General features: G+C 71.0%; 15 protein-coding genes and 1 tRNA gene. 13 read left to right on the plus strand and 3 right to left on the minus strand.

Annotated features, from left to right (window positions below):
* Positions 1-15: 15 nt before the first annotated feature.
* Positions 16-1,131: a tRNA (adenosine(37)-N6)-threonylcarbamoyltransferase complex transferase subunit TsaD gene (gene tsaD, locus H0I76_RS11980; protein ID WP_200610122.1), complete on the minus strand. Its 1,116-nt coding sequence runs from the start codon at positions 1,129-1,131 to the stop codon at positions 16-18.
* A gap of 82 nt (positions 1,132-1,213) precedes the next feature.
* On the opposite strand from tsaD, the gene hemC reads away from it, so the two are divergent.
* From hemC to H0I76_RS12040, 12 genes are all read left to right on the plus strand, one after another.
* On the plus strand, positions 1,214-2,155 hold the full coding sequence (hemC, locus tag H0I76_RS11985) for a hydroxymethylbilane synthase (protein WP_200610123.1): 942 nt from the start codon (positions 1,214-1,216) through the stop codon (positions 2,153-2,155).
* Positions 2,155-2,880, plus strand: a complete 726-nt coding sequence (locus tag H0I76_RS11990) for a uroporphyrinogen-III synthase (protein WP_200610124.1) — start codon at positions 2,155-2,157, stop codon at positions 2,878-2,880. Before hemC ends, H0I76_RS11990 begins: the two co-directional genes overlap by 1 nt.
* Positions 2,881-3,011: 131 nt before the next feature.
* Positions 3,012-4,538, plus strand: coding sequence for a COG4223 family protein (locus tag H0I76_RS11995; RefSeq protein ID WP_200610125.1), 1,527 nt, complete (start codon positions 3,012-3,014; stop codon positions 4,536-4,538).
* A 19-nt stretch (positions 4,539-4,557) separates the two neighbouring features.
* Positions 4,558-5,931, plus strand: coding sequence for a heme biosynthesis protein HemY (locus H0I76_RS12000; protein WP_200610126.1), 1,374 nt, complete (start codon positions 4,558-4,560; stop codon positions 5,929-5,931).
* A gap of 138 nt (positions 5,932-6,069) precedes the next feature.
* Positions 6,070-6,145: transfer RNA gene (locus H0I76_RS12005), tRNA-Thr, on the plus strand.
* 337 nt (positions 6,146-6,482) lie between these two features.
* The gene (locus tag H0I76_RS12010) at positions 6,483-7,331 is read left to right on the plus strand and encodes a PhnD/SsuA/transferrin family substrate-binding protein (protein ID WP_234455284.1); all 849 of its coding nucleotides are present in this window, start codon (positions 6,483-6,485) and stop codon (positions 7,329-7,331) included.
* A complete protein-coding gene (locus H0I76_RS12015; protein WP_200610128.1) occupies positions 7,328-8,758 on the plus strand; it encodes a sensor histidine kinase in 1,431 nt (476 codons plus the stop codon). Before H0I76_RS12010 ends, H0I76_RS12015 begins: the two co-directional genes overlap by 4 nt.
* The gene (locus tag H0I76_RS12020) at positions 8,752-9,966 is read left to right on the plus strand and encodes a sigma-54-dependent transcriptional regulator (protein ID WP_200610129.1); all 1,215 of its coding nucleotides are present in this window, start codon (positions 8,752-8,754) and stop codon (positions 9,964-9,966) included. The genes H0I76_RS12015 and H0I76_RS12020 overlap by 7 nt, the downstream gene beginning before the upstream one ends.
* Positions 9,967-10,113: 147 nt before the next feature.
* A complete protein-coding gene (locus H0I76_RS12025) occupies positions 10,114-10,638 on the plus strand; it encodes an arsenate reductase (azurin) small subunit (protein ID WP_200610130.1) in 525 nt (174 codons plus the stop codon).
* 13 nt (positions 10,639-10,651) lie between these two features.
* Positions 10,652-13,117 carry an arsenate reductase (azurin) large subunit gene (locus H0I76_RS12030; RefSeq protein WP_200610131.1) on the plus strand — a complete coding sequence of 822 codons (2,466 nt, stop codon included), beginning with the start codon at positions 10,652-10,654 and terminating at the stop codon, positions 13,115-13,117.
* 200 nt (positions 13,118-13,317) lie between these two features.
* A complete protein-coding gene (dtd, locus tag H0I76_RS12035; RefSeq protein ID WP_200610132.1) occupies positions 13,318-13,761 on the plus strand; it encodes a D-aminoacyl-tRNA deacylase in 444 nt (147 codons plus the stop codon).
* Positions 13,762-13,938: 177 nt separating this feature from the next.
* Positions 13,939-14,478 carry a hypothetical protein gene (locus tag H0I76_RS12040; protein ID WP_200610133.1) on the plus strand — a complete coding sequence of 180 codons (540 nt, stop codon included), beginning with the start codon at positions 13,939-13,941 and terminating at the stop codon, positions 14,476-14,478.
* Positions 14,479-14,529: 51 nt separating this feature from the next.
* Here the strand turns inward: H0I76_RS12040 and H0I76_RS12045 are convergent, their stop codons facing one another.
* Positions 14,530-17,166 (minus strand): CARDB domain-containing protein, encoded by a 2,637-nt coding sequence (locus tag H0I76_RS12045; RefSeq protein ID WP_200610134.1) that lies wholly within the window; start codon positions 17,164-17,166, stop codon positions 14,530-14,532.
* 650 nt (positions 17,167-17,816) lie between these two features.
* On the opposite strand from H0I76_RS12045, the gene H0I76_RS12050 reads away from it, so the two are divergent.
* On the plus strand, positions 17,817-18,395 hold the full coding sequence (locus H0I76_RS12050) for a hypothetical protein (RefSeq protein WP_200610135.1): 579 nt from the start codon (positions 17,817-17,819) through the stop codon (positions 18,393-18,395).
* Between the two features lie 184 nt (positions 18,396-18,579).
* On the opposite strand, the gene H0I76_RS12055 is transcribed toward H0I76_RS12050, so the two are convergent.
* On the minus strand, positions 18,580-18,996 hold the full coding sequence (locus H0I76_RS12055) for a (R)-mandelonitrile lyase (RefSeq protein ID WP_200610136.1): 417 nt from the start codon (positions 18,994-18,996) through the stop codon (positions 18,580-18,582).
* Between the last annotated feature and the right edge of the window lie 41 nt (positions 18,997-19,037).

A 19,037-nucleotide genomic window follows, 5' to 3' on the forward strand; every position in this document is an offset into this window, starting at 1 on the left:
AGCCTCCCGCAAGCCTCAGGCCTTGGCGCCCTTCTTGCCCGACCCGATCAGGGGCGCGGCGCCGGCGTCGAGCGGCCAGCGCGGGCGCGCGCTCACCGCGCCTGGGTGCTCGCCGGCCAGCAGGTGCTCGGCGCCCGCCCAGGCGATCATCGCGGCGTTGTCGGTGCAGAGCCGCAACGGCGGGGCGATGGCCGCAAACCCCTCGGCCCGCGCCGCCGCATCCAGCCCGGCGCGCAGGCTCGTGTTGGCGGCAACCCCGCCGGCCAGCGCGATCACCGGCTGGGCGAGACCGGGATACCGGTCGCGGAAGGCGCGCATCGCCCGCGCGGCCTTGCTCGCGAGCACCTCAGCCACCGCGGCCTGGAAGCCGGCGCAGAGATCGGCCACGTCGCGGCGGTAGAGCCCGCCCTGCCCTTCGGCCAGCCGGTCGCGCGCGCGCAGCACCGCGGTCTTGAGACCCGAGAAGCTCATGTCGGCGCCCGGCCGGTCCATCAGCGGGCGGGGAAACTCGAACCGCGCGGCATCGCCCTCGGCGGCGCGGCGCTCGACCTCGGGGCCACCGGGAAAGCCCAGCCCCAGCATCTTGGCGACCTTGTCGAAGGCTTCGCCCGGCGCGTCGTCGATGGTCGAGCCCAGGCGCAGATAGCTGCCCAGCCGCTCGACCGCGATCAGCTGGCAATGCCCGCCCGAGGCGAGCAGCAGGAGATAGGGATAGTCGACCCCGTCGCTGAGCCGCGGCGTCAGCGCGTGGCCCTCGAGATGGTTGACCCCGATCAGCGGCTTGCCCGCGCCAAGCGCGATGCCCTTCGCCGCCATCACCCCCGAGAGAACCCCGCCGATCAGGCCCGGCCCCGACGTCACCGCAACGGCATCGACGGCGCCGAGCCCGATGCCGGCCTCCTCCAGCGCGCGCCGGACCACGAGGTCGAGCCGCTCGGCATGGGCGCGGGCGGCGATTTCGGGGACCACGCCGCCAAAGGCCGCGTGCAGGTCCTCCTGCCCGAAGACGGCGTTCGACAGGATCTGGCCCGGCCCCCGCGCCACGCCGCCTTCGGCGCGCGCACGCACGACCGCGGCCGCGGTCTCGTCGCAGCTCGATTCGATGCCGAGGATCGTCAGTTCGCTGGCCACCGGACCCGTTTCCCGCGCGGGCGTTGCACGCCCCGATTGCGCCCCTTACTAAGGGCCCGAGCCGATGACAGAAAGAGCCAAGATGACCGCAGGCCCGCCAAGCCCCGACCGACCGCTCAGGATCGGCACCCGCGGCTCGCCGCTGGCGCTGGCGCAGGCGCACGAGACGCGCGACCGGCTGATGGCGGCGCATGGCCTGCCCGAGGCGGCCTTCGAGATCGTCATCGTATCGGTCATGGGCGACCGCGTGCAGGACCGCGCGCTGTCCGAGATCGGCGGCAAGGGCCTTTTCACCAAGGAGATCGAGGACGGCCTTGCCGACGGCTCGCTCGACATCGCGGTGCATTCGATGAAGGACATGCCGACGGTCCTGCCCGACGGCCTCGCGATCACCGCGCTGCTGCCGCGCGAGGACGTGCGCGATGCCTTCATCAGCCACCGCCACGGCGGCATCGCCGAACTGCCGCAGGGCGCGACCGTCGGCTCGTCCTCGCTGCGCCGCCGGGCCCAGCTCCTGCACCGCCGCCCCGATCTCAGGGTCGTCGAGTTCCGCGGCAACGTGCAGACCAGGCTGCGCAAGCTTGCCGAAGGGGTGGCCGAGGCAACCTTCCTTGCCTGCGCCGGGCTGAGGCGGCTGGGCATGGAGCACGAGATCCGCAGCGCCATCGAGCCCGACGAGATGCTGCCCGCCGTGGCGCAGGGCGCGATCGGCATCGAGAGCCGGGCGGGGGATGGCCGCGTGCTCGGCCTGCTCGAGCCGATCCACGACCGGCCGACCGCGACGCGGCTGGCGGCCGAGCGCGCCTTTCTCGCCGCCCTCGACGGCTCGTGCCGCACGCCGATCGGGGGGCTCGCGGTGATCGAGGGCCAGAGCCTGTGGTTCCGCGGCGAGATCATCCGCCCCGACGGGTCCGAGCGCCACTGGACCGAGCGGCGCGGCGCGCTATCGGACGCTGCCGCGATGGGCACCGATGCAGCGGCCGAACTGCGCGCCCGTGGCGGCGCCGGCTTCTTCGACGGCTGATGGGCGAGGACCGCCTTGTCCTTGTCACCCGGCCCGAGGCCGATGCCGGCCGGGTCGTCGAGGCGCTTGCCGCGCGCGGTGTCTCGGCCCTTGCCTGGCCGCTGACCGAGATCCGGATGACCGGCGCCGCGGCCGAGCCGCCCGCGGGGACGGACGCGCTGCTGTTCACCTCGGCCAATGGGGTCGCGGCCTTCGCGGCAGGCTCGGCGCGGCGAGACCTGCCTGCGCTCTGCGTCGGGCCGCGCACCGCCGCGGCGGCGCGCGAGGCCGGATTCGCGCGGGTCGAATCGGCCGATGGCGATGCCGCCGCCCTGGCGCGGCTGGCGGCGGCGCATGGCGCACGGCGGATGTTCCACCCCCACGGACGCGACCGCGCGGGCGATCTCAAGGCCGACCTCGCGCCGCTGGGCATCGCCGTCGAGGAGGCGATTCTCTACGCCGCCGAGGAGGTCGCGGATATCCCCGCCCCGGTCCGCGCGGCGCTGGACGAGGGCCGCACCGCGGTCATTACCGCCTGGTCGCCCCGCAATGCGGCGATCCTGACCCGCAGATTCGCCGAAAACCCCGGCTGGAAGCCGGAAAACCTTTGTGTTGTCGCGATTTCATCGCGGGCGTCCGGGCCGTTGTCGCCCTGTGGCTTCGCCGCGCTGCGAATCGCGCGGCGCCCCGATGGCGCTGCGATGATCGATGCCATCCTCGAGGCGCACCGACGCGAGCCGGGCTAGACGGTGACAATCGGTCATCTCTTCGCAAGTTGCCGCGAGGCCCGGGGGTTCCTAGTCTAGCACTGGTCGGATTCGCCAATCGGGTCCGGCCTGCCATCGAACCGCGATTCGACAGGAAGGGGCCAAGACCAATGAACCGCCCGAAGGATCGAAAGAGGCCCTCCGACAAGCCCGAAGAGACCGCGGCGCAGGAAACCGCGGTGGAAGCCGGCGCGACAAGCGAAGGCAGTGACGGCCGTCGCCCGGACGAGGCAGCGGCCGAGCCCGCGCGCGACGACGACGTCAGCGCATCTCCGACCGAGGAGCCGGCTGCTGCGGCCGGTGACGATCCCGCGCGCGGCCCGAGGGACGGCGATGGCACGGCCGACGATGCCGGCGGCCCGGATGACGACCCGGGCGTGACCGACGACTGGCGCGCCGCGGACGAGCCCAGCGAAGCGGTCGCGTCGCACGAGCCCGAGAGCGCCCCCGCCGAGGAGATGGCGGCCGAGGCCACCGAGGAACCCGCCGTGCAGGAGCCGCAGATCGAGCGCGAGCCGCATGACGAGGACGAGGATCACGGCATGGGCGTGGCCGGGCGGCTGCTCGTCCTGCTGATCGTCGCCATCATCGCCGGGGTCGGCGCGCTTTACGCGGCACCCAAGCTTGCGCCGCATGTTCCTGCCGGGGTCGCGAAATACCTCGTCCCCGGCCAGGCGGACGCCCAGGCGCGCATCTCGGCGCTCGACGCGAGCCTCGCCCAGACGCTGCAGCGGATCGATGCGCTCGAGAGCCAGCTTGCCGAGCGCGCCGGGAAGGACGCGCTGATGGGCGTCGCCGATGCCGTCTCGTCGCTCGACGAGCGCATCGGCACGCTGGAGAAGGGCGCCGCCAGCCTTGGCGACGAACTCGCCGCGCTGCGCGACGCGCCGCCCGCGCCGGCCCCGGCTCCGGCACCCGCTCCGGCCGCCACCGACGGCGGTGAAGCGACCGCGGCGCTGAGCGCCGAGATCACGGCCCTGTCGGCCCGGCTCGACACCGTCGCCGCCGCGGGCGAGAGCGCCGCGAAGGCCGAGGCACTGGCTGCCCTGCGCACGCAGGTCGACGGCCTCGCCGCCCGCGTGGCCGCGATCGAGAGCGCCCGCGACGGCGAGATCGCGCGCCTCGAGCAGGCGGTCCGGTCCTCGGCGCTCGAGCGCGCCATCGCGGCACTGTCGGACCGGGTGCGCAACGGCCGGCCCTTCACCAGCGAACTCGACGAGGTGGCCGCGGTTTCGGGCGAGGACGCGCCGGCGGCGCTGTCCGGCGCCGCTGCGACCGGGATCGCGCCCGCGGCGACGCTGGCGCGGCAGGTTTCCGAGCCTGCGCGCGCGGCGCTGGCCGCCGACATCCGGGCCAATGCCGATCCCGGCATGCTGGGCCAGCTGGGCGCCTGGGCGCGCAGCCAGGTGGTGATGCGCCCGACGGTGCCGCGCGAGGGCGACGACGTGGCCTCGGTTCTCAGCCGCGTCGTGGCCAAGCTCGAGGCCGGCGACGCCGTCGCCGCCGAGGCCGAGGCGGCCGCCCTGCCCGAGCACGCCCGCGCGGCGATGGGCGAGTGGCTCGACACGCTGGCCGCACGCGCGGCCGCGGACAAGGCGCTGGCGGGCTGGCTGGCCTCGCTAGACGCCAAGGGCTGAAGTCAGGGAGAGACGCATCATGCTGGGTTCGGTCATCAGGATCTCCCTCTTCATCGCGGCGGTCGCCGCCATCACCTTCGGCGTCAACCACCTCATCCAGACGCCGGGCGGCATCACCATCCGCTTCGGCGCCTGGGAGTTCGCGCTGACCCCGCTGGTCTTCGCGGGGCTCTTGCTCGCGGGCTTCGCGGCGCTCTGGCTTCTGCTCAGGCTCGCCGGGCTCGTGGTCGCGGTGCTGCGCTTCGTCATGGGCGACGAGACGGCGATCAGCCGCTTCTTCGACCGCCGCAACGAGCGCAGCGGCCTCAAGGCCTTCACCCAGGCGATGATCGCGCTGGAAAGCGGCGATGCGCGCCGGGCCAAGGCCAAGGCGCAGAAGGCCGAGCGGCTGCTCGACAAGCCCGAGCTCACCCGTCTGCTGAGCGCCCAGGCAGCCGAGATGACGGGCGACCGCGAGCGCGCGCGCTACTACTACAAGGCCCTGGCCGACGGCACGGGGACCGAGTTCGTCGGCGTGCGCGGCCTGTTGCGCCTCGCGGTCGAGGATGGCGAGAGCGAGAAGGCGCTGGTGCTGGCGCGCACCGCGGCGGGGCTCAACGGCTCGGATCCCGAGGTGCTCGAGACGCTCTACACCCTGCAGAGCCGCAAGTTCGACTGGGCCGCCGCGCGCACCACGCTCGCCGCCCAGCGCCGGGCCAAGGCCCTGCCCGAGCCCGAGGCCAAGCGCCGCGACGCGATGCTGGCGCTGGCCCAGTCCGAGGACGCCGAGGCCGCGGGCGACACCGCCGGCGCCATGCGCCTGGCGGTCGAGGCCGCCAAGGCGGACCCCGGCAACCCCGAGGCGGTGGGCGCGGCGGCGCGGCTGCTCTCGGCCGCGGGCCAGAGCCGCACCGCGGTCCGGCTGATCACCGATGGCTGGAAGGTCGCGCCGTCGCCGGGCCTTGCCGCGGCCTTCGCCGCGCTCGAGCCAGACGAGGCGCCCGCGGCGCGGCGGCGGCGGTTCGAGCGGCTGCTCGACGGCAACCGCGACCATCCCGAGACGCATTTCACCCGCGCCGAGCTCGCGCTGCTGAACCAGGACTGGAAGGAGGCGCGGGCCCAGATCGACCGCATCGAGGCGGACGAGCCGACCGCGCGCTACTGCGCGATCATGGCCGCCATCTCGCGCGGCGAGGGCCGGCCCGAGGCCGAGGTCCGCGCCTGGCTGGCCCGCGCGGTCGGCGCGCCGCGCGACGACGGGGCGGATGCGATCCTGGCCAACGCGGCGATGCTGCCGCTGATCATCGGCGACGACCCCGCGCCGGCCACCGGATCGCGCGCAGCGAACGGGGCCGACGAGACCCCCCAGCCCGCGCCGGATGGGGGCGAGGCGCCACGCGCGAGCGCCCACTGATCCCGCCGGCGGGGACGCGTAGCGGCGCGGTCCCGGCGACGCGCCGCCAGACCGGACGCCGGGCGGGGCTCACCCCTCGGCGCCCGGTGGCGACGAGGCCTTGACCGTCGACGGGTAGGGCGATACTAGGGCCGCGGCGCCGGTGTAGCTCAGCTGGTAGAGCACGTCATTCGTAATGATGGGGTCGGGGGTTCGAGTCCCTTCACCGGCACCACGAGCCTTGGAGCGACGAACCTCCGAGACGTCTCCGCTCGTGGCCGCCCTTCCTGAGAACGCGCCGGCCGGACCGTGACGGGCCTCGAGAACGGGAGCCGGCATTCCCTCGCCGCATGACCCGAAGTGCGACCGCCGCGAGCGGCCCGGCCGCACCACGCCGATCCCCGGCGGTCCCTTGTCCAAGGCCCTCGGATTCGAGCCCGCCCGCCCTCCTGCCGATATAGCGCCGTCGATCTGGCCGTGCTTTCGTGCAGGTTGCGCCGTAAGGTCGGGCGGCGGCGAAGTTGATCCGGGACGCCGCGCTCGCCTGTTTGATGGCACGGAGGCACGTTCGGATGGACAGAAGGCGCTTCATCGCCGGCACCGCCGCGGTGGGAGCGCTCGCCTCCCCGGCCCTGGCGCGGGGGGCGGCGACGTTCCGGCTGGGCCTGACGCCCGTCTTTCTCGACAACGATGCCGTCGTGATCGAGCGCCTGAGATCGGCCTTTTCCGAGGCGATGGGCGAGCCGGTCGACCTGATCCAGCGCCGGACCTACCAGGAGATCACGGCATCCATTCTGGACGGGTCGGTCGACGCGGCATGGATCTGCGGCTACCCCTTCCTGCAGCATCGTGACGGCCTGTCGCTCCTGGGTGTTCCCGTTTGGCGCGGACGGCCGCTCTACCAGTCCTACCTGATCGTGCGCGAGGACGACGCCGCGGCCGGGCTCGGCGACTTGCGGGGTGACGTTCACGCCTTCTCGGACCCGGACAGCAACTCGGGATTCCTCGTTACCGCCTCCGATCTCGCGCGCATGGGCGAGGCGCCCGAACGTTTCTTCGCCCGCTCGATCTTCACCTATGGGCATCGCAACGTCGTGCGCGCGGTCGCGGGCGGGCTCACGCGGTCGGGCAGCGTCGACGGCTATGTCTGGGAGACCCTGGCCGTGGTCGAGCCGTCGCTGACCGGGCGGACGCGGGTCGTGGCGCGATCCGAGTGGCTGGGCTTTCCGCCCTTCGCCGCGCGCGCGGACCGGGCGGCGGATGCCGAGCTGCGGCGCTTCGGCAAGGTGCTGCTCGGCCTCGACGCGACCCCGGCGGGGCGCGCGGCGCTGGATCTGCTGTTTCTCGACCGGATCGCCCCGGGCGACGCAACCCTGTTCGACGGCATCGCCGCGCGGATGGCCGAGGCGGCGGCGCGATGACGGTGCTGCGGCGGTTCGGAACCTGGCCGATCACGATCCGCCTGGCGCTGGCGAGCGCCGCGCTGATGGTGCTGCTTGGCCTCGTCGCATCGCAACAGGTCCTTTCCACCCTTGGCCGGCTGCAGGACGCGCGCCTCCAGGAATATGCGCGGCTGCATGTCGAGGGGCTGACCGTCGCGCTTGGCCCGTTCGCGCTGCACAAGGACGTCTGGGAGGTCTATGACACGCTCGATCGAGCCCGCACCAACTCGTCGGGCGAGCGCATCCTGTTCACGGTCGTGTCGGACGAACGCGGCCGCGTCCTGGCCGCGACGGATCCGCTGCGTGCGCCGGTCGATTCGAGCATCGCGGATTTCACCGGGGATGCCGTGCCGGTGAGCGAGGTGACCGCGGCGAACGGGGCCTCGGTCGTGCGGGTCATGGCGCCCCTGACGGTGCAGGGCCGGGACGTCGGACAGGTCGTCACCGAGCTCGATGTCAGCGACCTGATCGACCAGCGCCGGAACGCGGCCCTCGCCCTGCTTGCCGGCAACGCGCTGGCCACGCTGACCCTTGCCCTGGCGGGCTACTTCGTGGTCGCACGCATGCTCAAGCCGGTCGAGCTGCTTGCGCACCACATGGGCGAGGCCGGCGGCGCGCCGCATCCCATCCCCGACGACGCGATCCCGCGCTCGGATTCCGTCCTCGCGAGGCTGCTTCGCAACTTCAACGAGATGGCGGGCGCGATCACCGCGCGATCCGAGGCCGAGCGCCGGCTGGCCGAGCGGGAGCGCTTCGTCAGCCTGGGGCGGCTTTCGTCGTCGCTTGCGCACGAGATCAACAATCCGCTCGGCGGCCTCCTGAACGCGACCGACACGATCCGTTCCTACGCCGAGCGCCCGGAGGTCGTGCGCGAGTCGGCCGACCTGCTCGATCGCGGGCTTCGCCATCTGCGCGACGTCAGCCGCGCGATCCTCGAGGAGAACCGCGTCGACCGCTCGGGCCGTCGATTGTCGGCGGCGGATTTCGAGGATCTGCGCCTGCTTTTCGAGCCCGAGACGATCCGCCGGCGGCAGCGGCTGGCATGGGACATCGGCTGCTGCGACGAGGCGCTGGCGAGCCTGCCCTCGGCGCCGGTCCGGCAGATCGCGCTCAACCTGCTGCTCAACGCGTCCTCGGCGGCGCCCGAGGGTGGCGAGGTCTCGCTCGGCATCCGCGGGCCGGACGGCGTGCTGGACCTGGCGGTTGCGGATGACGGGCCTGGCCTGTCGGATTCGGCGCGCGCCCGGCTGATGTCCGAAGCCCCGGTCGCGCCGGGTGGGGGCGTCGGCCTGCGGCTGGTGCGCGACCTCGTCGCCGGGCTGGGTGGCACCATCGCCTACGACCGGTCCGAGGGCCGCACCGAGATCACCGTCAGCCTGCCGCGACGCGGGGCCGGGTCATGCTGACCGGGCGCTATCTCGTGCTGATCGAGGACGATGCCCTGATGGGAAACTCGATCCTGCAGCGGCTCGAGCTCGAGGGGGCGAATATCACCTGGGTCAAACAGGCGGTGCGGGGGGTCGCGGCGGTGCGCACGCCGCGTCGACCGGTCGATGCCGTCATTTGCGATATCCGCCTGCCCGACGGCACGGGCGAGGAGGTGTTCAACGCCGTCTCGCGCTCGATCGCCCCGCCGCCGTTCCTGTTCATCACCGGGCAGGGCGAGATCGACCAGGCCGTGCGCCTGCTGCGGGCGGGCGGCGCCGACTACATGACCAAGCCCTTCGACATGCCGGCCTTCCTCGGGCGGCTCGCGCTGATCCTGCGCCCGGATCCGTCGGTGGGCCTGCCGCCGCAGACCGGCATCTCGCCCCTCGCACGGCAGGTCGACGCCCTGGTCGCGGAGTTCGCGCTGCACGACCGGCCCGTGCTGATCCGCGGGCAACGCGGCCTTGGCAAGGCGCGCATCGCGCGCCGCATCCATGATCTGTCGGACCGCCGCGCGGCACCGTTCGTGACGGTGAACGCGTTCCGCGAAGGCGGGGCGGGCGACGAGCTTGGGACCGCGCTCGAGCGCGTTGGCGACGGCACCCTCTTCGTGAACGGCGTCGGCCGGCTTGGCAGCCGCGACCAGGACCGGATGATGGACGCGCTGGGGGACGCATCCTTCAGGCTGATCGCCTCCTGCGGCACCCGGATCGACGAGAAGGCCGAGGCGGGCGGCTTTCGCACGGACGCACTCTATGCGCTGGTCGCGAACGAGATCGTCGTGCCGCCCCTGTCGCAGCGGACCGAGGACGCGGCCTGGCTGGCCGGCCAGATGTTCCAGTCCCTCAACGCGCGGCGCCCGGCGCCGATGCGTGGCATCTCGGAACTGGCGATGACGGCGATCCGGGACCACGACTGGCCGGGCAACGGGCGCGAGCTGAGGTCGCGTCTCCTGCGCGCGATGGACGTCGCGGCAGGCGAGTGGATCTTTCCCACCGACATCTTCCCCGAGCTCAACGAGGAAGACCGCGAGGTGCGCTCGCTGTCCGAGGTCCGCGCCATGGCCGAGCGGCGGCAGATCATGAAGGCGCTGGACCGGACAGGCGGACAGGTCGCCGAGGCGGCGCGGCTGCTGAAGGTGTCGCGCACCACGCTGTGGGAGAAGATGCAGAAGCTCGGTCTCTGACCGCCGCTGGCGTTCGGAAATCCGAACGTCACGATTTATTCCATGAAATCAACGTAGTGACGCTGCCGCGGGACACCGAGAGCGTCCGTACCCGGCCCGTGACTTGGACTACCCTGCTCAAAACATTTCCAGGGGAGGAGTCCAGTCATGAAGTGCAAGCGCATGGTCGATGCCGGCCGTCGCCAGTTCCTGCGCGGCGGCCTTGCCGGCGCCGCCGGGGCGGCGGCCGCAACCGTTCTGCCCGCCGGACAAGCCAGGGCGCGCGGTCTCGCCCGGGTCGACTACCCGTCGAACCGGCTTGCGAATGTGAGCGACCTGGCGGTCAACGAGCCGCTCGACATCGCCTATCCCGATGCCGAGAGCCCGGGCGTGCTGCTCAAGCTGGGGACGCCGGTCGATGGTGGCGTCGGGCCTGACGGAGACATCGTCGCCTTCTCGGTGCTGTGTCCGCACAAGGGCTGGCTTCTGTCCTACAACCCCGGCGACAAGACGCTGAACTGCCCCGGCCACTACTCGCGCTTCGACTGCGAGGCGGCGGGCCAGCAGACCTGGGGGCATGCGACCCAGAACCTCCCGCAGTTCCTGCTGCGCGTCGACGACAAGGGCGACATCCATGCCGAGGGCGTGGACGAGCTGATCTATGGCCGCCTGTCGAACGTGCTGGAATCGTGAGGGAGCAAGGACGATGACCTACAAGCGCTATACCGACCGTCTCCCGATCATCCCGGCGGACGCGAAAGAACACAACGTCACCTGCCACTACTGCATCGTCGGCTGCGGCTACAAGGCCTATACATGGCCGCTCAACCGGCAGGGCGGCACCGCACCGGCCGAGAACAAGTTCGGCGTCGACCTGAGCGAGCAGCAGCCCATGGACACCGAGGCGTGGTACGCGCCCTCGATGTACAACGTGGTCAAGCAGAACGGCCGCGACGTGCACCTGGTGATCAAGCCCGACACGAACTGCGTGGTGAATTCGGGGCTCGGGTCGATCCGCGGCGCCCGCATGGCCGAGAACCGCCGCTCCGACGTCACCGGCACCCAGCAGCAGCGCCTCACCGACCCGCTGGTCTGGCGCTACGGCACCTGGCAGCCGACGACCTGGGACGACGCGCTCGACCTGGTGGCGCGGGTCACCGCCCGGTTCATCGACAAGGACGACGAGGACGACCTCTACGTGTCGATGTTCGACCACGGCGGCAGCGCGGGCGGATACGAGAACACCTGGGGGACCGGCAAGCTCTACTTCGGGTCGATGAAGGTCAGGAACTGCCGCATCCACAACCGGCCCGCCTACAACTCGGAGGTCCACTCCTCGCGCGACATGGGCGTGGACGAACTGAACTATGCCTATGCGGACTACACGCTGACCGACACGATCATGCTGGTCGGCGCGAACCCGCTCGAGACGCAGACGAACCTGTTCCTGAACCATATGGTGCCGGGGATGCAGAACGGCGCGAAGGTCGTCATCGTCGACCCGCGCCGCACCGTGAGCGTCAACGCCTGCGAGGAGGCGGCGGGGGCGGAGAACGTGCTGCACCTTCAGCCGAAGTCGGGCACGGATCTCGCGCTCTTCAACGCGATCCTCACCCATGTCGCCGACCAGGGCTGGGTTGACCGCGCGTTCATCGACGCGTCCACCTTCCGCAACGGCATCGCGGTCGGCGAGGATGCGGCGCACCCGGCGGCGCTGGGGTCCTTCGAGGATGCGCTTCAGGCGGTGCGGATCTCGACGGCCGATGCCGCCGGGATTTGCGGCGTGCCCGAGGCCGACATCATCAAGGCGGCCGAGTGGTATGCGAAGCCAAATGATGACGGCAGCCGGCGCAAGGCGATCATCGCCTACGAGAAGGGCATCATCTGGGGCAACGACAACTACCGCACGATCGGCGCGCTGGTGAACCTTGGGCTGGCCTGCGGCAACATCGGGCGCGAGGGCGGCGGCGTCTGCCGCCTGGGCGGGCACCAGGAGGGCTACTTCCGCCCGGGCGACGGCCATGTCGGGCGGCCCGCGCCGTATTTCGACCAGATCCTGATCCAGGGTGGCGGCCGGGTGCACCACGTCTGGGCCTGCGATCACTACAAGACCACGCTCAACGCGAGCGTCTTCAAGCGCGAATACAACCGGCGCACCAACATGGTTAAGGAGGCCATGGACGCATCCGCCGGCGCCACGCGCGAGCAGCTGGTCGACGCCATCGAGGGCGCGATCCGCGCAGGCGGCCTGTTCTCGGTGAACGTGGACATCATCCACAGCCAGATCGGCCAGGCCGCGCATGTCATCCTGCCGGCGGTCGAATCGGGCGAGATGAACCTGACCTCGATGAACGGCGAGCGGCGGCTGAGGCTGGTCGAGAAGTACATGGACGGCCCGGGTCAGGCGATGCCCGACTGCCTGATCGCCGCGCGCCTGGCCAACCACCTCGAGCGTGTGCTGACCGAGGACGGCCGGGCCGAGTATGCCGCGCAGTTCGCCGGCTATGACTGGCAGACCGAGGAAGACGCCTTCATGGACGGCTACAACTCGGGCAACCCCGAGGTGACCTACGAGCGGCTGCGCGCCATGGGAAACAACGGCGTGCAGGAGCCGGTCACGGGCTTTGCCGACGGCAAGCTGGTGGGCACCCCGCGTCTCTACACCGACGGGGTCTTTACCCGGCACGGGCGCGAGGACGGCAAGGCGCTGTTCTGCCTCGGCGCGTGGCGCGGGCTCGAGGCGCCGGGCAAGGCACAGCAGCAGGCGAACTTCCGCTTCCTGATCAACAACGGCCGGTCGAACCTCAACTGGCAGAACTGGTTCCTCGACCAGGACAACGACTTCGTGATCGACCGCTTCCCGCTGCCCTTCATCCAGATCAACCCGGACGACGCGGCCGAGCTGGGAGTGAAGAACGGCGACATGGTCGAGGTCCACAACGACGTCGGCGCCACCCAGGCGATGGTCTATCTGGAGCCGACCGCCCGCAGGAACGAGACGTTCATGCTGTTCGGCGCGCCGTCGGGCGCGCAGGGCAACGTGATCAACGGCGGCGTGAACGAGCTGATCCTGCCGAACTACAAGCAGACCTGGGCCAACATCCGCAAGATCGCGGACGCGGGGCCCACGACAGCGAAGCTGAGCTTCAAGTCCTGGGAGGTCGAACTCTAGGGCTCGCCCCCCTGCCGTGGCGCAAGACCCTTTGCGCCACGGTCTTTCGCGCCGTGGGGACCGGTCGCACCGTGCGACGGCAAGGTCCCTGGCACGGCACGCCTCACGCCGCCACGAGTTTTGCCGCACCCGTGCGGCTTGACTCCTCCCGCGCCACCGCCCCACACATCGCCCCATCGACCAAGACCGCGAGGGGCCCGATGCGCGCGCTGATCCAGAGAACCTCGCAGGCCAGCGTGACCGTGGATGCCCGGATCGTCGGCGAAATCGGCCCCGGGCTGGTGGTCTTCGTCTGCGCGATGCGCGACGACACCGAGGCGCAGAGCGAGAAGCTGGCGCGCAAGGTCGCCAGGCTGCGCATCTTCCGCGACGACGAAGGCCGCATGAACCGGTCGGTCCAGGACATCGGCGGCTCCGCGCTGGTCGTGAGCCAGTTCACGCTGGCAGCCGAGACCCGTGGAAACCGGCCGGGCTTTTCCAGCGCCGCGGCACCCGAGGACGGCGAGCGCCTCTACGAGCACTTCATGACGCAGCTGCAGGGACACGGCATTCCCGTCGAGCGCGGACGCTTCGGCGCCGACATGAAGGTCGCGCTGGTCAATGACGGGCCGGTGACGATCTGGCTCGACACCGAGCAGGGGTGAGCAAGGCGGGCCGAGGGGCCCGCGCCATCGTGGTGCGGCGGCCTGCCCGGCTCTGGCGGTGTTGGAGCGCGCGCGGGCAGCCGCTATGCTCGGGCCTGCAAGCGTTCCTGGCGCCGGTCCCGCGAGGCCTTGCGGGCCTCGGCGGCGCCGGATCGGCCGGGGCCCTACGGAGGCAGGATGAACCGCAAACCCTTCGCCCGCCGTGTCGCCTTGGTGCTGACCCTCGCGCTTTGCGGCTGCGCTGCCCCCCTTCCGCCTGCGCTCGACGAGGTGATCACGCGAGACTTCGCCGTTGGCGGCGGCGAGTGGAGTTCGGGCGGTGGCATCACGGCGGTGGGCAAGGTCGTCGACCGCCAGGGCGAGGTCGTCGCCTGCGGCGCATGGACCACCGACCGGCAATCCGCCCTCTCGATCCTGCGCAACGAGGACGTCATCCGCGCCGGCGCCCTGTTCGTCGGCGGGCGGCGCGTGGTCGGCAATCTCGGCTTCATGCTCCGGTACGAGGAATCCGCACGCCTGCTCGGGCGACCCGCCTCCTGCGTGCGGACAGGCCTGCGCTGGGATCCGGGCTACGGGACGGCCGAGACCGCCTTCCGCTTTCCCCGCCTCACCTTTGCGGGCGGCGGCGGCATTGGCCGCATCGGCGTGCCCGCGGTCGGCCTCGGCAGCGGCGACACCATCACCTTCCGGCAGGGCCCGCGGCCGAGCCCGTGGTGAGCGCAGAGCGCCGCGGGGACCGCGCGGCGCCGGCCGGAGCGCGCCCGGTGCCTAGACGAAGATGCCCCCGCTGCCCTGTTCGGCCACGATCAGGTTCGCCGCATCGAGGTCGGCCGCCGTCACGCCATGAACGAGGATCGAACTGTCGAGAGCGTAGTCGATGCGCACGCCCTCGGCCGTGTCGACCAGGCTGCCGAAGATGTCCGGGACTGGATCGCCGATCTCGTACTCGATGTAGATGATGTCCGCGAGGGGATCGAAATCGCCGATCGTGTCATGACCCTCCCCGGTGGCGCCGCCCTCGCGGCGCACGAAATAGACGGTGTCGGCGCCGCCCCCGAGCCAGATCGCGTCGTCGCCCAGGGCCGCGGCGACAAGGTCGTCGCCCTCGCCCGCATCGATCATGTCGTCGCCCGAGCCGGCCCAGATCACGTCGCCGCCACCGCCGCCCAGCACGATGTCGGCGAATTCGCCGGTCGCGATCTGGTCGGCCCCCTCACCGCCGTCGACGCTGACCGGGCCGCCGGAATAGGCGAAGTCGAAGAAGTCGTCGAAGGCCGATCCGATCAGCCCCTCGACATCCGCGAGGATATCGCCCTCGGCGGTGGTGTAAGAGACGGCGACACCGTCGACGAAGTTGTAGGCATAGACCTCGACGAAGGAGGTGCGGCCCGAGAAATCGACCGTGTCGAAACCGTCCCCGCCGCTCAGCAGATCGCCGCCCGGCGTCCAGACCAGGACGTCGTCGCCACCCAGCGCCTCGATGATGTCGGCGCCTGCGGTGCCAGTCAGGACATCGTCGCCCTCGGTGCCGTAGATCGTGGGGTCGGCGATGGTGACCGAGGCCGAAAGCGCGGTGTTGTCGGTCTCGTCCGCCTCGGCGACCGCGTTGGACGCGTCGCTCACCACCGCGATCTGGTAGCTTCCGGGCGCGACGCCGGCGGGTGTGTCGATCACCAGCACCTGTGTGGCCGAGCCGCCGGTCGAGACCGAGGATGCCGCCACCTGGCCAAGCAGGATCGCGCCGCTGCCGACCGTGCCGTCCGCCGTCAGGTAGACCGATGTGGTGCTGGCGCCGGCCGTGGCGCCGCCGTCATTGTCGAGGCTCCACGAGATCGTGACCGTCTCGCCGGCCGCCCAGTCGCTATCGTCGGCGACGACGCCGCTGACCGACAGGTTCGCGGGGTCCGCGATCGTCACCTGCCCCAGCATGCGCACGTTGTCGGCCTCGTCGCTCTCGGCGAGCACGCCGCCGGCGTCGGCGGTCGCAAAGACGTAGTAGCTGCCCGAGGCGAGGCCCGAGGGTACCGTGAAATCGGCGTACTGGTAGTAATACTGCCCGCCCGACAGCGACTGGAGCGACCGCGTGTCGAGCAGCAGGTCAGAGGCGTCGAGCGTCGCGTCGGTCGAAAGGTAGAGCGCCGTGGTCGTCGCCGGCACGGCGGTGTTGCCGGTGTTCTCGACCCGCCAGTTGATGAAGGGCGTGGTGCCGTCGGTCCATTCGGTGTCACGCAGGGTGGACTGGTCGATCTGCAGGTTCGGCGGATCGAGCGGCAGGACCGTGAACTGGCTGATGGTCGTGACGTTGTTGGCCTCGTTGCTTTCCGCGACCCCGCCGTTGTCGTCGGTGCTGACCAGCAGGTAATAGTCGCCCGGCGCGACCAGGCCGACGACGCCGCGATTGGCGATGAACTCCTGCGAGTCACCGGCTGCGAGCGAGCCCGATGAGGCCGAAAGCGCCAGGTCGCCCGCGTCGAGCACCTCGTCCTCGGAGACATAGACCCGGTTGAGGAACACGCCGCTGGCGGCGTCGCCCTGGTTCGTGACGGTGAACCGGATCTGGTAGCCGTCGCCATCGGCCCAGGAGGTGTCGGTCAGCGTGCTCGCCGTCACCACAAGATCGGGTGCGGGCGTGTGGGCCACGGTGATCTGGACCGGCTGGGTCGCATTGTTGGTCTCGTCGCCTTCGGCCAGCGCGTCGCCCGGGTCGGCGATCGCCGCCAGGTAGTAGGTTCCCGCCGCCAGCCCCGCATCGACGGCGAAGCTCGCGCTCATCGCGGCGTCCGCGCCCGGGCCAAGCGTGCCGCTCGCGGGATCGAGCACCAGCAGGATGTCGTCGGTCGTGACCTCGGCATCGGTCGACAGGTAGATGCCCGCGGTCGTGCTCGCCGCTGCAAGGTCGCCGATATTGGCGACCAGCCAGTCGAAGTCGATCACGTCCCCGGTCGACCAGGTGACGCTGCTCACCGCCAGGCTTGCCGCCGCCAGGTCCGGCCCGCGGTAGAGGTCGGCCAGCGTGCGGGTCTGATCGGCGAAGGCGAAGTTCTCGACGCCGGTGACGAGGTCGGTCTCGCCGGTCGCCGCGTCGATGATGCGGACGGTCGTGGCGTCGACCTGCTCGAAGACGTAGTCGTCGTAGCTTCCGGCGAAGAGCGCCGTGTCGTCGCCGTCGCCACCCGAGATGATGTCGTCGCCGCTGCCGCCGTCGAGCGTGTCGTGGCCGGTGCCGCCGTCGAGCGTGTCGTTTCCGTCGAGCCCGAGCAGCGTGTCGTTGCCGCCTTCGCCCAGAATGGTGTCGTCCGCGGCCGTGCCGGCCAGGTAATTGTCGCGCTTGTTGCCGGTGATGGCGCCACCGCCCTGGCCGCCGCCACCATTGCCGCCGCCACCGCCTTTACCGCCCCGAGCCATTATCCACCCCCACTGAAATTCGACACTTCAAGATCTGCGAGCTTAAACAGAGTAACCCCGCGATCTGAAACTTTGTTGACGCGCTGCCGCCAAATACCGCGCGGGCGTGCCAGAATAATGCAGGGTTCGCGAAAGGTTTTGGTTCGGCCCGCAGCGCGTGGGTGGCGATCCGGCGCGGCGACGCGGGTGAGTCGCAGTGATTCGCCCGTCATCGCCAAAATGGCGAGCCCCGCAGAGGTCGCTCTCCCGGTGATTGATGCCGGGTGGAATCATCTTATGCCCCCAAGCATTGAATCGGGACATTACGCACGAATCTGGAGCAGTTCGTGGCTTTCTGTTGATTAACACTCAATTAAGGGCAACACTTCAGGTTATGGAACGGGTGAAGAGGTCATTGTGCGTGACCGTTGATCCCGGAAGGATTTCGATGACGCCGACGCCGCCAGGGGCGGCTGAGTGAAGCGTCTGGGTGTAGCTTACTGGTCGCCTCGATTGCCGCGTTGACCAGTCCGCGTTCCGGCTAACCCGGAAGTCATCCGGCGTGTTGACCCGCTGTTCAGGATGTCGTGCGAGACTGGGGAAACGATTCAAGCGGGCCGTTTCGCGGCCTGCATGACCGCTGGATCCTCTCGAGGGCACGGAGCCGGAACATGGATACGTCTTATTCACTCGGGATCGCCATCGTCGTCGCAGCAGCGGCCGTGATCGCAACCGGCTATGACCGCGTCACCTTCGATGCACCGACCTCCGAACGCGCGGCCGCCCAGTCTGCCGCGCCGGCAAGCGCGCCGGCTCCGATGGTCCTGAGCGCCGCCGCGGTGCGCATCGACCCGCCGCCCAACGCGCTGCTGTGCCAGGAGCAGTCGGCCGAGCTGCGCGTCGCGTCGGGCGCGCCGGTCAAGGATTTCCTCGAGGAGTTCTTCCTCGTCTCGGACCCGCGCGAGACCTGCCGGACCGAGGGAATGGCCCAGCAGGCCGGCTACGATCCGGATGGAGGGCGCTGCTACACCCTGCGCACGCCCGGCACCGGAGAGCCCGATCTGCCGCTGGTCTGTGCCGAGGAGTTCAGCCAGGGGCCCGACGGCATCAGGGTCGGCCAGATGCGCTGCTCGGGCTGGAACCGCGAGATCGCGACCGGGCTGGATGGCGACTTCAGCCTGACGCTCGCCAGCAAGAACGCGACGGCACCGGCCGCGCGCATCAGCAGCGGCAGTTGCCGCTCGCTCTGAGTATCGCGTAAATCGCCCGCCGCGCGGGGTGGACGCGCGGGCAGGCGATCAGCGAGCGCCCGGAGTAAGCACGGGGCGCGCAAGTGTTGAGGCAGGCCGGCCTCCGGGCGCTCGCATCTTCACTCCACATTCTCAGCATTGCCCGGGCATGGGCGCCTGACATCGGCGCCGCGCAGGCCGCGCGTCAGCCCGGCATCCCGCCCGGCGCGCGGGCATAGTCGGCCTCGCTCACCGGCTCGAACCAGTCGACCGCGCGGGCGCCCTCGCGCTCCTGGATCGCGAGGTGGACCATTGCGCAGTCGGGCGCCGCGCCGTGCCAGTGGCGCTTTCCGGGCGGGATCCACACCGTGTCGCCGGGGCGGATCTCGACGACCGGACCGCCCTCGGCCTGGACGCGCCCCACCCCCGACAACACGTGCAACGTCTGGCCCAGCGGGTGGGTGTGCCAGTGCGTCCGCGCGCCGGGCTCGAAGGCCACGCGCAGCGCCATCACCCGGGCGGGATCGGGCGCGTCGATCACCGGGTCCTGCCAGACCGTGCCGGTGAAATACTCGGCCGAGGCCCGCCGCGTCGGTCGCGCGCCCGCCTGCATGATCTCCATCGCCTTGTCCCCCCGTGGCCTGAGCGCCGGTAGCTTTGTCC

Source organism: Thermohalobaculum xanthum, from assembly GCF_016623495.1.
Classification (GTDB): domain Bacteria; phylum Pseudomonadota; class Alphaproteobacteria; order Rhodobacterales; family Rhodobacteraceae; genus Thermohalobaculum; species Thermohalobaculum xanthum.

Excerpts from the sequence above, each read along its gene's own strand:
- H0I76_RS11990 (WP_200610124.1), top strand. The coding sequence starts at position 2,155 with ATGGGCGAGGACCGCCTTGTCCTTGTCACCCGGCCCGAGGCCGATGCC.
- H0I76_RS12045 (WP_200610134.1), bottom strand. The coding sequence starts at position 17,166 with ATGGCTCGGGGCGGTAAAGGCGGTGGCGGCGGCAATGGTGGCGGCGGC.
- H0I76_RS12050 (WP_200610135.1), top strand. The coding sequence starts at position 17,817 with ATGGATACGTCTTATTCACTCGGGATCGCCATCGTCGTCGCAGCAGCG.
- dtd (WP_200610132.1), top strand. The coding sequence starts at position 13,318 with ATGCGCGCGCTGATCCAGAGAACCTCGCAGGCCAGCGTGACCGTGGAT.
- H0I76_RS12020 (WP_200610129.1), top strand. The coding sequence starts at position 8,752 with ATGCTGACCGGGCGCTATCTCGTGCTGATCGAGGACGATGCCCTGATG.
- H0I76_RS11995 (WP_200610125.1), top strand. The coding sequence starts at position 3,012 with ATGAACCGCCCGAAGGATCGAAAGAGGCCCTCCGACAAGCCCGAAGAG.
- H0I76_RS12015 (WP_200610128.1), top strand. The coding sequence starts at position 7,328 with ATGACGGTGCTGCGGCGGTTCGGAACCTGGCCGATCACGATCCGCCTG.
- H0I76_RS12055 (WP_200610136.1), bottom strand. The coding sequence starts at position 18,996 with ATGGAGATCATGCAGGCGGGCGCGCGACCGACGCGGCGGGCCTCGGCC.
- H0I76_RS12025 (WP_200610130.1), top strand. The coding sequence starts at position 10,114 with ATGAAGTGCAAGCGCATGGTCGATGCCGGCCGTCGCCAGTTCCTGCGC.
- H0I76_RS12040 (WP_200610133.1), top strand. The coding sequence starts at position 13,939 with ATGAACCGCAAACCCTTCGCCCGCCGTGTCGCCTTGGTGCTGACCCTC.
- H0I76_RS12010 (WP_234455284.1), top strand. The coding sequence starts at position 6,483 with ATGGACAGAAGGCGCTTCATCGCCGGCACCGCCGCGGTGGGAGCGCTC.
- hemC (WP_200610123.1), top strand. The coding sequence starts at position 1,214 with ATGACCGCAGGCCCGCCAAGCCCCGACCGACCGCTCAGGATCGGCACC.
- H0I76_RS12030 (WP_200610131.1), top strand. The coding sequence starts at position 10,652 with ATGACCTACAAGCGCTATACCGACCGTCTCCCGATCATCCCGGCGGAC.
- H0I76_RS12000 (WP_200610126.1), top strand. The coding sequence starts at position 4,558 with ATGCTGGGTTCGGTCATCAGGATCTCCCTCTTCATCGCGGCGGTCGCC.